At 55.7% G+C, this 13,002-nt stretch carries 12 protein-coding genes; 8 read left to right on the top strand and 4 right to left on the bottom strand.

The features are described 5' to 3' along the window. Positions 1-80: 80 nt before the first annotated feature. The gene (locus BXP70_RS05655; protein WP_143436378.1) at positions 81-683 is read right to left on the bottom strand and encodes an RNA polymerase sigma factor; all 603 of its coding nucleotides are present in this window, start codon (positions 681-683) and stop codon (positions 81-83) included. A gap of 285 nt (positions 684-968) precedes the next feature. Here BXP70_RS05655 and BXP70_RS05650 point away from each other — a divergent pair, with 285 nt between their 5' ends. The 4 genes from BXP70_RS05650 to BXP70_RS05630 all read left to right on the top strand — a co-directional run bounded on the left by BXP70_RS05650 (position 969) and on the right by BXP70_RS05630 (position 5,238). After that, positions 969-2,261 (top strand): MFS transporter, encoded by a 1,293-nt coding sequence (locus BXP70_RS05650; RefSeq protein ID WP_245849513.1) that lies wholly within the window; start codon positions 969-971, stop codon positions 2,259-2,261. 732 nt (positions 2,262-2,993) lie between these two features. Continuing rightward, complete coding sequence (locus tag BXP70_RS05640) at positions 2,994-3,641, top strand: L,D-transpeptidase family protein (RefSeq protein WP_218779746.1); 648 nt, start codon at positions 2,994-2,996, stop codon at positions 3,639-3,641. 244 nt (positions 3,642-3,885) lie between these two features. After that, on the top strand, positions 3,886-4,677 hold the full coding sequence (locus BXP70_RS05635; protein ID WP_086593040.1) for an SDR family NAD(P)-dependent oxidoreductase: 792 nt from the start codon (positions 3,886-3,888) through the stop codon (positions 4,675-4,677). Positions 4,678-4,803: 126 nt separating this feature from the next. Beyond that, positions 4,804-5,238, top strand: a complete 435-nt coding sequence (locus tag BXP70_RS05630; RefSeq protein ID WP_086593039.1) for an META domain-containing protein — start codon at positions 4,804-4,806, stop codon at positions 5,236-5,238. 28 nt (positions 5,239-5,266) lie between these two features. On the opposite strand, the gene BXP70_RS05625 is transcribed toward BXP70_RS05630, so the two are convergent. Beyond that, positions 5,267-6,412, bottom strand: a complete 1,146-nt coding sequence (locus BXP70_RS05625) for an NAD(P)/FAD-dependent oxidoreductase (protein WP_179197600.1) — start codon at positions 6,410-6,412, stop codon at positions 5,267-5,269. A gap of 114 nt (positions 6,413-6,526) precedes the next feature. Here BXP70_RS05625 and BXP70_RS05620 point away from each other — a divergent pair, with 114 nt between their 5' ends. The 3 genes from BXP70_RS05620 (at position 6,527) to BXP70_RS05610 (ending at position 9,156) form a co-directional block, all read left to right on the top strand. Next, positions 6,527-7,063 carry an NUDIX hydrolase gene (locus BXP70_RS05620; protein ID WP_086593037.1) on the top strand — a complete coding sequence of 179 codons (537 nt, stop codon included), beginning with the start codon at positions 6,527-6,529 and terminating at the stop codon, positions 7,061-7,063. A gap of 314 nt (positions 7,064-7,377) precedes the next feature. Then, the gene (locus BXP70_RS05615) at positions 7,378-7,866 is read left to right on the top strand and encodes an outer membrane beta-barrel protein (RefSeq protein ID WP_179197599.1); all 489 of its coding nucleotides are present in this window, start codon (positions 7,378-7,380) and stop codon (positions 7,864-7,866) included. Positions 7,867-8,064: 198 nt separating this feature from the next. Next, complete coding sequence (locus tag BXP70_RS05610) at positions 8,065-9,156, top strand: WD40 repeat domain-containing protein (RefSeq protein ID WP_086593035.1); 1,092 nt, start codon at positions 8,065-8,067, stop codon at positions 9,154-9,156. A 55-nt stretch (positions 9,157-9,211) separates the two neighbouring features. On the opposite strand, the gene BXP70_RS05605 is transcribed toward BXP70_RS05610, so the two are convergent. Next, on the bottom strand, positions 9,212-10,615 hold the full coding sequence (locus BXP70_RS05605; protein WP_086593034.1) for a DUF5723 family protein: 1,404 nt from the start codon (positions 10,613-10,615) through the stop codon (positions 9,212-9,214). A gap of 215 nt (positions 10,616-10,830) precedes the next feature. On the opposite strand from BXP70_RS05605, the gene meaB reads away from it, so the two are divergent. Further along, positions 10,831-11,808 (top strand): methylmalonyl Co-A mutase-associated GTPase MeaB, encoded by a 978-nt coding sequence (gene meaB / locus BXP70_RS05600; RefSeq protein ID WP_086593033.1) that lies wholly within the window; start codon positions 10,831-10,833, stop codon positions 11,806-11,808. A 213-nt stretch (positions 11,809-12,021) separates the two neighbouring features. On the opposite strand, the gene BXP70_RS05595 is transcribed toward meaB, so the two are convergent. Continuing rightward, the gene (locus BXP70_RS05595; protein ID WP_086593032.1) at positions 12,022-12,894 is read right to left on the bottom strand and encodes a TraB/GumN family protein; all 873 of its coding nucleotides are present in this window, start codon (positions 12,892-12,894) and stop codon (positions 12,022-12,024) included. Positions 12,895-13,002: the final 108 nt, after the last annotated feature.

The following is a 13,002-nucleotide window of genomic DNA, read 5'->3' as shown; positions in this document are numbered from 1 at the left end:
TAAAACGAACCAGCACTTTTTTTACGTTGCCTAGGGCGCTACTACTATTCTTACGCGCCAACATATTGATGTACAGCGCTCTATCTATCCTTAATGAATAGCAGTAGTGGCAACAAAATCAGCAGAAACTCGCGCAGGTAGCTTCGCAGCAGCTTCAGCGACTTGGTCAGGTGGTACTCGACCGTTTTTTCCGATAAGTGCACACGAGCCGAAATTTCTGATACGGTATAATGCTCTAGGCGACTCAGCCGAAATACCTCGCGCGACTTTTCTGGCAGTTGCCGCAGCCCGGCGGCAAAGGCCGAGTTTAAATCATCCAGAGCCAGCGAATCTTCGGTGTTGGTATCGGTTTCCGACAGCGACACGCGGCAGAATAGCTCGTAGCCTGCCCTGACTTTTTGCGCCTTGATATAGTTGATGATCCGGTAGCGGAGCGCGGAGAACAAGTAATAGTCCAACTGCTGAATGGTAGCGGTAGCTCGCTTGCTCCAAAGCGATTCGAACAAGTCCTGCACTAGCTCCTCAGCTACTTCGCGGCTTTTCAGCTTGCCATACGCGAGGGTGAAGAGTCGGTAACAATAGCGCCGATATATTTCTCCGAAGGCTTCTTCGTCGTGTGCGCGCAACGCATCTAGCAGCGCAGCGTCCGACCAAGAAGAATACATTCGGAGAGAAGAATTCACAAGAATGGGCAGCTAGGTGGGCAAGGGCAAAGCGAATATACTGTTTCGCTCTCGATTACTGCTACGGCTAGTTGTCGCTGCGGTTGAGCGCAACAGCACATAAGAGGTGCGCGCTAAACAGGTAATGACGACCAACATAAGCCGCAGAAGCAACCTAGCCCTTTTGCGCTTCAAAACGAAGCCAAAGCTCCGCCATTGCGCTTGCATTTTTTAAACAAACAAAGAATTAATTAGGTTATTCAGCACGCCATAAGTCGCCCCGATTTACTGGCTTAACGGATCTTTGTGGCAGCTCCTGTTCTGAAAGAAAGTGTCGGGCTACGGTACTTTACCTTCTTCTACCTCTACGTCATGCAGGGTATCCCGTCGGGCTTTGCGCTCACGGCGGTTTACAACTATCTGATTGGCAAGGGGTTGACGGCGGAGGCAGTGGGTTCGTTTGCAGCTATCGTGGGCATCCCCTGGACGTTTCAGTTCGTGTGGGGGCCACTAATTGACAAATACCAGTACTCCGTTATTGGGCACCGCAAGCAATGGGTGGTGCTTACGCAGCTGGTAGCCATGCTGGTGTCGCTGTCGTTGCTACTCATCCATGACCCCGTAGCGCAGTTGCCACTCATGTCGGGGCTGTTCTTTGTACACAGCATTTTCGCTTCCATCCAGGATGCTAGCGTCGATGCCATTGCCATTGAGGTGACGCCCGAAGCGGAGCGCGGCCGCGTGAATGGCCTGATGCGGGCGGGCTACTTGATGGGTATTTCGTTTGGCGCGGCCGTGTTGTCTTACTTGCTGCATCGCTACGGTTTTCATCAGGCGGCCCTTACCCAGTCGTTGATCTTGCTGGCGCTAACGGTGCTCACCTTTTTCATTCGCCTCGACCGCCACGACCAGCTTATCCCTAGGTTTGGGGCGCGGCAAACGCGGGAGGAAGCTGCCCAGAATCCGTCGTTGCGCTGGCTGTTCAAAACGCTTTATCACAGCGTTACCGAGACCCGCAGCCTGCGTTTGTTCGGCATTATCGCTCTGGTGTACTTGTGCGCGGGGCTTTTTGGTCGGGCGTATTCGTTCCACCTCATCCACAGCCTGCACTGGCCCGACAGTGATGTTTCGATCTTGCAGGGCAGTTGGGGCAGCCTCGCTACGCTAGTATTACTCGTAGGGGGCGGCATGATTTCGGACCGGGTGGGAGCCGGACGGCTGCAACGCTGGGTGATGCTCGGGCTAGGTATTTTCCTGCTTGGATTTAGCAGTTTGTATTTCCTCTGGCACTACAAAGGTGTGGGCACGGCTGGGCTGCTGCTCACCAATATGGCCGACCCGTGCTTTAGCGTAGCCGCTCTTCCCGCCCTAATGGCCCTGTGCCAGGCGAAAGTGGAAGGCTCGCAGTTTACGACATACATGGCGCTGGTAAACTTCTGCGACGTGCTTAGTGCCAAGCTCAATGGCTGGGCCCTAGGCGTTACGACTGCACCAGTGCTCGGTATTATCTGCGGCACTATCGTGCTAGTGCTGGTGGTAGTGCTCCAGCGGCTTAGCAAACAACAAGTGACTCCTCCCCTATCGGTGCACTCCTCGTAGCCGCAACCCCCTAAAAAAGCCGCCCCTAGCTAGTCTGTAAGACCTGCCAGGGGCGGTGTTGCAATATAGGCGTGTGTATTTCCGGGTAAACGATGCTAGCGGTATTTGACGTGTCCCAAGTAAGCTGATTAGCGATGTAGCAAGCTCAGCAGACCCCGGTGTTTCGCGCCATGATACGGCTTGTAGTATGGTCGGTGTGCATAGCCATGACCGCGGGTTACGGCGCGGGTGTAAGGCGTAGCAGCGAATGTAGCGGTGGCGCTTAGCATCACGAATAACAGCAGAGCAAAAGCAGCAAAACGGGTAAAACAGGTGTGCATATTCTAGTTTAGGAGACGGACAGCAGGTAAGGATAAAGGCAAGAGCTAGGTGTTGAGGACTTGCTGATTTGCTATGCAAAGGAAAAGGCTACCGCCGCACCAAATGGAATGTTTCGGCCAAATCTCCTAATACAGACCCGAACGGTAGTAGCTACTCGCCCAATCGTATTGTGCGCAATCTTTCTCTACGAGCTTTATCCCGTTGTTCTGCTCAGTTGCGCTATTTTATTCATATAAATATATACTTATTACCTGCTTGGTACCGTTGTGCTTGTCGTTGGGCGGCGCGCCAGCTGATTGGCGCTAGCTTCTGCGGTCTTGTCCATTTATGCGCTTTCTGCTGGCTGTCATACTGTTGCTTTCCACATGCTGCGCTCAAGTAGAGGAACCTTCTTTTCGAGACCAACAGCTCTTGTACCCGCGAGTCCGGGCGGCATATGCGGCCACGTGGGAGCCGTTGCAAGCGCTCCTACGAAGTCACCACATCGAACCTAGCCGGCTGGAGTTGTTCTTTCGTGCCTTCAAGATTGGGCAACGGTTGGAAGTATGGGGGCGCAACGCAGGCGAAGGCCCGTACCAGTTGCTGCGCACCTATTCTATTGCCGGCACCTCCGGCACCCTAGGTCCCAAACGGGCGCAGGGCGATGGACAAGTACCAGAAGGCTTCTACGAACTCGACCGTTTTAACCCGCGTAGCCTTTACTATTTGTCATTGGGGCTGAACTACCCTAACGCCTCCGATCGGCTGCTGGGTAGCGCGCATCCTGGCCAAGATATCTTCATTCACGGCTCCGATGTAACCATTGGGTGCGTGCCCATTACGGATGCGCTCATTCAGGAAGCCTACGTACTGGCTGTGGAGGCTCATAATGCAGGCCAGCAACACATTCAGGTGCATATTTTCCCTTTTTCACTGACGGAAGAAAATCTTTTTACGCGGCAGCACAGCCGGCACTACGACTTTTGGAAGAGCTTGCAGCCTGGCTATGAGTATTTCACGCGGCATCATACTTTACCCGAAGTGCTCGTCGACTCGGTTGGCAGCTACGCTATCCGCTGAAGCAGCGGTAAATAGTAAGCAGCTAGGCTGCGCCCACGACCAGGTGCTTCAGGCTAATCGAAGAGCTTATACAGACGCAAAGTAGAGCACTTTTACCCGGTGCTGGCAATCTGTACGTTTTAAGATTAAGACAACGCTTCATGAAAAAGCAGGCTGCTACTTGCGCGCTTCCGAGCCGGGCTGCCGGGTTTAGTGAACAGTAGACCTAGGTACTTGTTGAAGCTTTCAACGAACGTCCTCTCTTATGAACCTCCAACTCACCCATAAAACTGCCTTGGTCACGGGCTCCACGGCGGGCATCGGCCTGGCTATTGCGCAAGGCCTAGCAGCAGAAGGCGCACAGGTTATCATCACTGGTCGCACTGAGGCCCGCATTCAGGAAGCCATTGGCACGATCAAAGCCCAAACACCTAGTGCGCAAGTGCGGGGCGTAGCCGTCGATTTTGGACAGGCTGAGCAGGTGCAGCACCTCCTGCAAGAAGTACCGCAGGTTGATATTCTGGTCAACAACGTGGGCATCTTCGAGCCGAAGCCTTTCGCCGAAATTAGCGACGAGGATTGGATGCGGTTCTTTGAGGTAAACGTGCTGAGTGGCGTGCGGCTCTCGCGCCACTACTTCCCCCAGATGCTCAGCCAGAACGCGGGGCGCATTCTGTTCATCTCCAGCGAATCGGCCTTCCAGATTCCCGAAGAGATGATTCACTACGGTACTACCAAAACGGCGCAGCTAGCCGTAGCGCGAGGCTTAGCGGAACTTACCAAAGGCACCAACGTGACGGTCAACTCGGTACTGCCCGGCCCCACGGCGTCGGAGGGCGTGCAGGACTTTATCAAAAAGCTAGCGGCCGAAGGCAAGTCGGCAGAAGAAGCCGAGCACGACTTTTTCCAGCATGCGCGCCCTTCCTCGTTACTACAGCGCTTTGCCACTACCGAGGAAGTAGCCAACCTAGTGGTGTACCTAGCTAGCCCGCTCGCCTCCGCAACCAACGGCGCTTCGGTGCGCGTAGATGGCGGCGTAATTCGCAGCATTGGGTAAGCAGCACACCGGGCACTTCGTGCTACCAGCCTATTCGTTGCACGGTCAGCGGCGGCCAACATAAATCATGCAACCTTTCGTAGGTCCGCTTGATCTTCTTAGCGGATTCCCTTTACAAAACTGGTTATGCGCCGATACGTCAGTAGTTGTTTGGCAAGCGTTGCTCTGCTGCTTGTTAGTTGTCAGGAAGATTCCGATCTGGCGCCTGGAAGCGCGTTGTTAAATACCCGCTGGAAGCTAACGTATGTAGGCAACTTTCCGCTATTGGCTTCCAGCTACAGCTACGACTTTGATTCTTACATCGAGTTCAGGGCGAACAACTTAGTGAATGGCCTAGCTACTTACACTGCTTTCAACGGCAAGTTTGCCTACAAGCCCGCCACGCAACAGCTAAGCCTAGAGCCGCTGACCCTAGCTACCCCCACTTGCAACAGCCCCACGGTAGCGGCTCGTTACTTAGCGGCGCTCCCAACCATTGTTCGCTACGAAGTAGCCGACGGCAGCCTGCGCCTTTATGATGCACAAAACGCTAAGCCCCAACTGGTATTTGAAGCAGAGTGAATACAGCTACCACCTGCTCGCTTATTTATCAGCCAACAGCGCGCACGAGCCATTTCTGCAAGAGTGAGTTGCTGGCTAAACGAAAGCTAGCACTCACTAGCCGCGGTTTGTTGGATAGAAAGCGCATCAGCCAATAGTTGCGGGCCAGCTTACGACCTAGCTTTTCCTGAACCGCATGGGTATAGTATTGCATGGCGGCAGCACTGAAATCTTGGCTGGCAAAACACCGCTTCACCTGCTCAGCCGCCAGCATGCCGCTTTGCATAGCCGTGTCGATACCATGCCCTAGCAGCGGCTCTACCAACGAAGCCGCGTCGCCGGCTAGCAGAAAGCCGGCACCGGCAATGGGGCGCTGCGTACCTCCCAGCGGCAGCCCTGCCCCGCCGATAGCCGATATCTGGGTAGCATCAACAAAACGCCCGGCTACTTGGGGGTGCTCCTGCACAATCGCCAGCAAGACCTTTTTCAGATCGAGCTTCTGCGCCGCGGCGGTGGCCGACAGCATGCCAAAACCCACGTTGTACATGCCCTCTCCAACCGGAAAAACCCAAAAGTATCCTGGTAGGTATTCGCGCAAAAAGTAGAGCTCGTTGGTACGCTCGGGCATGTTGGTCACGCCGCTGAAGTAAGCGCGCACGGCTACGCAGTGCCGGGTCCGGTCGAAAGAGCGCGGCGTGAGCTTGCGCGCTACCACCGAATTAGCGCCGTCGCAGCCAATAACTAAGCGTGCGGTGAGCGAGTCGCCGTCAGCAGTGGTCAGCACAGCGTGGTCGGAAGCTAGCGCGACTCCTACCACAGGCTTGCTTTCCAGCACGTGCACATCCGTGTGCTTCTTAACCGTATTCAGCAGGTGTTCGTCGAAGTGCAACCGGGCGCTGTTGAACGTACGGCCCTTCCAATGAAATCGTACCTGGTGGCCGTCGGGCGTGATCAGGCAACTTGTAGGGGCTTCAGCTTTGCGGGTTAGCGCGAGTATTTCCTCGTACAGCTCCATAGAGAGCGTGCGCAACGCCTTCAACGCAGGACTCGGAATGATGTCGCCGCACACTTTGTCGCGGGGAAACTTGGCCCGGTCGAGCAGCACGACGCGCAAACCGCTCCCGCGCAAAGCTAGCGCGCAAGCTGTGCCGGCGGGTCCGGCTCCGATAATGGCAACGTCGTAGGCAGTAGACACGGGTGGTAGTAGCAGGAGGATGGAACCAAAGGTACGAGCGCACGCCTCTACTTACGAGCTTACAGCGCCGAGCTGATTGGCGCACTACTTTTGTCGTTATTCTTGCTTCTTAATATGCGTTTTTCTGCTGCCCCTCTCCGCCAAGCTGCCGTGCTGGTGCCTATTTATCGTGATGCCGCTGGCGAACTGCAACTCGTACTAGTGCGTCGCGGCGACTTCGGTATTCACGGCGGACAGCTTGCTTTTCCCGGCGGTAAACCGGAGCCTACCGATGCCTCGCTTGTGGATACTGCCCTGCGCGAAACGTGGGAAGAAACCGGCCTGCCTACCACCGATGTGCAAATCCTGGACACGCTGCCAGCCATTCCAACGTATGGCAGTAACTTCCTGATCACGCCATTCCTGGGGAGCATCGTGCCACCCGTTGCCTGGCTGCCCATGGAACACGAAATCGCGGAAGTGCTAGTCGTGAGCGTACGCCACCTAGCCAACCCCAGTACCTTGCAAGAGGGTGAGTTCTGGTCACCTACCCGGGACGCGTCGGCGCGCTTTCCCTTTTTTCAGGTAGGCGAGCACCGTCTGTGGGGAGCCACTTACCTCATTGTGCAGCCATTGCTACCTAGGTTGCTAGCGGGCGAGTGGCCGATTTGAGGTGAGGCTTTCACCAAAACTATCGCCCATTGTCGTTTGCAATACAGCTATTTATCCTTTCCTTACTGCTATTAGTTCATGTGCATTCTTCGGTATCCTTTATCCCTCATTCATTATGCAAAACACGTTTACTTCCGTCGTAGTCTCGCTGTTTATTCTTGGCGCAGTTAGTACTGCGCAGGGCCAACAGCTCCAGGCGCTAGGCGTCAGCGGCAGCTTCAACATTGCGCGGCTACACTCCGGCCAATCGGCTTCCAAGCTAGGCTCCGTTACCATCGATCCGCAGGCAGATCAGTCGAATGATGAAACGGGGAATGGCATCACCCTCTTTGGCCGCTGGCAGGTGGGGCGGTTGGTATGCGCAGCCAGAAATCGGCTACGTTTCAACCCTAGCTACACCGATAGGAATAAGCTACAACCTAGGCTCGCTGCAGTACGCCGCCCAACGCATCCGGCACCTCGACGCTCGACTCTTGGCAGGCTATCAATCGGGGCCGCTTCGCCTGTTTGCGGGACTTAGCCTTGGGTATCATCTTCGCAACACGATTAATAACCGACAATTCACCAGCTCCGACGTGCAGGCCGTCGCTGATGCGTTGGCCGCGCCACCGGCTCGGTTGCAGGCCGCCCTACAAGCTGGGGTTGGCGTCAGCCTGTGGCGGCTCGATGTTAATGCGCGCTACGAATGGGGCCTAACCCAGTACCGGCGCACGATTCAATTTCAGCAACAGTCACACTACCTGCATCAGAACTTACAGCAGATTATCTTAGAAGTTGGTTACCGCTTCTACCGAAAGTCATAGCCAGCGGGCTGAGGCGTTTGAGCGTGGCCTTACGCTAGCTTCTGTTAGCCTAGGCAGCTTGGTGTTTGCGTATAAAATCCAACGCCACTTACTAAGGGAGCTTGCAAGATTCAAAGCACACATTACGTTTGCAGCCAGTGGGCCGTTTGCACGTAAGCTAGCTTCCTGCTGGCGTTAGTATCCTCTTCTCTCCCTCTTATGTTTTATCGTTTTCTGCTAGTGTTGCTGCTCAGCACACCTAGTTTTTGGGCTCATGCTCAGGGCGAAAGCTCCATCTGGTACTTTGGTCAGCAGGCGGGCCTCTCGTTTGCCGATGCGCAGCCTACTCCGCTGCTCGACAGCAAAATGACGACGTACGAAGGCAGTGCTGTGGCCACTACTAGCCGCGGCCAGCTGCTGTTCTACACCAACGGCGAAAACATCTTCAACCGCCAGCACCAGGTGATGCCCAACGGCCGCAAGCTGATGGGCAGCGGCTCCAGCACCCAAAGCGCCCTGGTCGTGCCAGACCCTGGCAGTGGCAATATATTTTACGTGTTCACCACGGCTCCGCAAGGCGGCGTGAACGGCTTGCGCTACTCCATCGTGGATATGACGCGCGACAATGGCCTAGGGGATGTGCCCCGCGCCAACCTCTTGCTCATCACGCCCGTGGCCGAAAAGCTAGCCGCCGTGCGGCACCAGAACGGCCGCGACGTGTGGGTGGTGGCCCACCGCTGGAATTCCAATGCGTTCGTATCCTACCTCGTAACGGCCGATGGCGTGACTGGCAAACCCGTGATGAGCAATGTGGGCAGCATGAACGCTGGCCCCGGCCGCAATGCCATCGGGTGCCTGAAGTTTTCGCCTGATGGCACCAAGCTCGCCAGTGCCCTGTGGCGCGAAAGCAACAAGTTTGAAGTATTCAACTTCGATCGGCGCACCGGGCAGGTGAGTAAGCCCCGCTCCTTTGGTCCTTACGAAGAAGCCTACGGCGTGGAGTTTTCGCCCGATGGCACCAAGCTCTACGGCAGCAGCAACGGCACCGGCGGCGGCAACGCGCAGGTGTGGCAGTTCGACCTAGCTACGAATAAGGTGACGCCCGTAGGCAACTCGGCCAACCGTAAAGTGGGCAGCTTGCAGCTCGGCCCCGACGGCAAAATCTACGTGGCCCGCGAGGACAACCCCTACCTAGGTGTCATCCAGAACCCAAATGCCGTTGGTAAAGCCTGCAACTACCTCGATGATGGCCTGAACCTAGGTGGCCGGCGCAGCAAGCTAGGGCTGCCAATTTTTCTGCGCAATCCGTAAGGCTGGGCAGCGCCACAAGCCGGTAGCGCGAAGCTCACGCTTCGCGCTACCGCGCTCAATCAGCTTTGCCAAACTTAAAGCGCAGCACACCCACGGCTGCCGATAAGTACGGGTTCTTCGCCGTGAGCAGGCCTGGCACGTCGCGGGTGCTAAAGCCAGCTTCGTATACTTTGCTCACGAACGTGATACCGAACGGAACACTCAGCCGTGACCCGGCGCCACCTGCTAGGCCGCTGCTTAGGCGCAGCCAGCGTTTGGGGCTGTAGTCGATACCTGCGCCTACGTAGGGCGAAACGTAGTTGCCGGCCACACTGTTGAGCGGCAGCGTCACGTCGAGACCGGTTTCGAGAAACTCGCTGATGCGCACCCCAAAGCCGGCGCGCAGCTTGGTGGGCAGGTTGGCGCGGCGGGCTTGGCCAGCTTGGTACTGAAACAAGCTGTCGGTGCCGGAAGCCAAAATTTCGGAAGCTTCCTTGAAGAAGTTGTAGGTTCCTACCCCGGTCGAATTAAGCTTTTTCAGCTTCTGATCGTTGGCCGACAGCAAATTGCCTTCCCAAGTCATGTGGCCGATGTCGGTAACGGACAAGCCCACACGTATCATTTTACCAATTTCGGCGGCTACCCCTAGGTCGAAGCCGTGGCCCTTGCCGGTCTTTTCGAGGCCGCCATCCACTTGCGCGTTGAAGTCGGGGTTGCCAGCGCTGATGCTGCTGTAGTCGATGTTGAACACCGGCGACAAGGAGCTGTACGCCTTTAGGTCGCCGGGCTGAATGCGGATATCCATCACGCCGAAGCCCTGCACGTAGCGGTAGCCCACACCCGCCGACAGCTGAAACGCTGGCAGATCAAGGAGTTTCTTACCCCAGGCAATGTTGTATTCGTTCAGGAAGGAAGCTTGCACGGCTGAGCCCGCCAGTACTTCCGAAATAAGCGGCACCTTCCCGCTATTTGGGTCGTAGTTGGCGTAAATGGGAGCATCTTCTCCTAAAAATAAGAGCTCGGCTGCGTCCCTATTCAATTCTACGTGTCCTACTACGCGCTGCCGGCTGCTCACGGCAATGCCACCAATCACGGGCAGTTGCACGGATAAGCCGAACGCCGTAGCACCGGCATTCACGTTGAGCGCATTATCTGAAGTAAAGGAGCGCGCTAGGCCTTGCTTATCGGCCAAGGTCAGGCTTTGGTCGCGGTTGTAAACAAAGTTTTTGAGCTGCTGCCTAGTAAGCGACTGAGAGTTAGCTGCCCCACTAACCTCGCCAATGGTGAAGGCCACCCGCGCCCCACCCCCGCGACCTAGGTTGGCGGGGTTCACGCCAATCACTTGATAGTCGGTGGCAAACGTGTTGATGACACCCCCGCGTCCCGTCGCGGAGAAGTTTCCCAGCTCGTTTTGGGCGTATAAGCAAGTTGGCAAAGCCAGCCCGAGAGCGGCTAAGAATAGCGTAAGTTGTTTCTTCATAGATAGGTGGGTTCGAGAAAGGGAAAGAACCTGGAAGCGCAGGCAATCTGCTACTTTTAAGCCAGTACCGCGCAGTGCATCAGCGGACAATTTATTGAAAACCCTAGAATAAATAGTACTTCCTATTACGTCAGCGTCATCCCCTGCACCTACCAATTTGGAACCTGCGCTGCTAGGCTCCTCGTACACGTTCTGTCTGCTTAACTCTTTGTTCCTTGCTCAAGCGCCTCTCCGCTGATCAATACGCCGATGGCATCCTGGCCGGCAACCGCGTCGTGCTCAGCCAAACCATTACCCTCGCGGAAAGCACCCTAGCTTCCGACCAAGCTCTCACGCAGCAGGTGCTCGATCGGGTGTTGCCGCACGCGGGCCAGTCGGTGCGGGTAGGCATTACGGGCGTGCCGGGCGTGGGCAAAAGCACGTTTATTGAAGCCCTAGGCCTGTTTCTAGTGAATGAGCAGCACAAGCGGCTGGCCGTGTTAGCCGTCGACCCTACGAGCCAGCGCAGCGGCGGCAGCATCCTGGGCGACAAAACCCGCATGACTCAGTTGGCCGCGCATCCGCAGGCGTACATCCGGCCGTCGCCGGCGGGGCGCTCCTTGGGCGGCGTCACGCGCAGCACCCGCGAGGCCCTGCTCCTGTGCGAAGCAGCTGGCTACGACGTCATTTTCGTGGAAACGGTGGGCGTGGGCCAAAGCGAAACCGCCGTGCACGGCATGGTCGACTTCTTCCTGCTGCTGATGCTAGCCGGCGCCGGCGACGAGCTACAGGGCATCAAAAAAGGCATCATGGAAATGGCCGACGCCATTTCCATCACCAAAGCCGATGGCGGCAACGAGCTGGCGGCTCGCCGGGCCCGCCGCGAATACCAAAACGCTTTGCACCTCTTCCCTGCCACCGACTCGGGCTGGCAGCCGGTGGTCACGACCAGCTCGGCGGTGAGCGGCGCGGGCGTGCCGCAAGTGTGGGAGGTCATTCAAAACTACACGCAGCAAACCCAGGCCAGCGGCTACTTCCAGCGGCGGCGGCAGCAGCAAAACCTGCACTGGCTCCACGAAGCCATCCGCCACGGCCTAGAAGAGCGCTTCTATGCGCGCCCCGAAGTGCAAGTGCAGCTAGCTTCTTTGCGTCAGCAGGTAATCAGCGGCCAGAAGTCAGCCTTTGGTGCAGCAGGCGAACTATTGGGGTTGTAGCGCAAAGTCTGCGCTTCGTGTAGATCGTACGATACGCTCAGCGCCCCTATTAAAGTAGGCTTCGTGCTTTATTTTTTTCGGCAGTGTACACTAGCAGGTGATATCCTGAATGGATACGTAGAGTCTGGTCGACCTAGGGCAAGTGTGGCAATATAGCCTTGTGCAAGAATGAGAGCTGCAACGGCTAGCTGAACAGAATCCACGTTCCGTTTCCTAGTTTTTAAGCAACGTAACCGGCTTTACCTTATATCCATGCTGGCGCAACAGCGTAATGAGCCCGCTTTTGTATTGCAAGTGCCCTAGGCCAACGGCTACAAAACAAGAACCTTCCTTCATCTTCTGTTCCAGCTGCGGATACCACAACAGATTTCGTCGCACCGTTATTTCTCTCATAAACCCTGTCGCTTCTTCGTTGAGCTTCAGGTCGGCAGAAAGCTTCGCTATATAAGCCGCTTCCATGTTTTCTTTAAAAGCACGGTCAGCCTTACTGTCTTTATCTTTAATAGATAGAACAATCAGATTTGCTAGCAGAGTATAACTGGTTTCTAGAGCTCTTCTGTCAGGATCATCATCGGCATCGAGGCGAAACAGCGGCTTTCCCGTGCGCCTCATCTCCTCGGCAATTCCCGTATCTAAGCCGCTCGTTTCGGCCGCAGCGGATGTTTGCTTCAGCATCCTAACTGCGTACAGCATGCCAAGCAAGTCGGCATCCTCATTGTGCGCTTTTATACTACCTAATGGAGAAGCGGAGAAGATGCTGTCTACCAATGCATAGTCCTGCTTGCTGAAAAGACTATCCAGAGGAGGCTGGGGCCGTTCCAGCGTACCGTTCGTTTTGGGCTGTGCCGGAATGATGGGGTCACCAGAGATTTCAAAAACGCCAAACTGCGCCTTCCTCATGTACTGCTTCACTGAAAATTTGTCCAGCAGAGACGGGGAAAGGGTGTGAACTGTACCCAAAAGATAAGATTTGTCTTTCAGTCCCCTTCCGGACACCTCCCACAGTACCGATTGCATCACTTGAGATGATGCCGTAAGGGACGTAAAAACCAGAGAGAGGATAAGCAACCTAATCTTCAGTCCCATTGTGCATCTGTATGTTATGGATGAGCCAATGTATATACTTATCGCTCTGATGCAAAGGACAGAAGGCTTTTTACGCTGCCCGAAATGCTGTTTCTAGCGAGTAGCAAA

The sequence above is a fragment of the Hymenobacter crusticola genome, assembly GCF_002154225.1.
Lineage (GTDB): Bacteria > Bacteroidota > Bacteroidia > Cytophagales > Hymenobacteraceae > Hymenobacter > Hymenobacter crusticola.
The sequence above is the reverse complement of the archived record's forward strand: the minus strand, read 5'-3'. Positions and strand labels throughout refer to the sequence as shown.

What these genes read in the sequence shown, in the direction of transcription:
- BXP70_RS05610 (WP_086593035.1), top strand. Translation starts at nt 8,065, where the DNA reads ATGTTTTATCGTTTTCTGCTAGTGTTGCTGCTCAGCACACCTAGTTTT.
- BXP70_RS05605 (WP_086593034.1), bottom strand. Translation starts at nt 10,615, where the DNA reads ATGAAGAAACAACTTACGCTATTCTTAGCCGCTCTCGGGCTGGCTTTG.
- BXP70_RS05630 (WP_086593039.1), top strand. Translation starts at nt 4,804, where the DNA reads ATGCGCCGATACGTCAGTAGTTGTTTGGCAAGCGTTGCTCTGCTGCTT.
- BXP70_RS05635 (WP_086593040.1), top strand. Translation starts at nt 3,886, where the DNA reads ATGAACCTCCAACTCACCCATAAAACTGCCTTGGTCACGGGCTCCACG.
- BXP70_RS05615 (WP_179197599.1), top strand. Translation starts at nt 7,378, where the DNA reads ATGGCATCACCCTCTTTGGCCGCTGGCAGGTGGGGCGGTTGGTATGCG.
- BXP70_RS05620 (WP_086593037.1), top strand. Translation starts at nt 6,527, where the DNA reads ATGCGTTTTTCTGCTGCCCCTCTCCGCCAAGCTGCCGTGCTGGTGCCT.
- BXP70_RS05595 (WP_086593032.1), bottom strand. Translation starts at nt 12,894, where the DNA reads ATGGGACTGAAGATTAGGTTGCTTATCCTCTCTCTGGTTTTTACGTCC.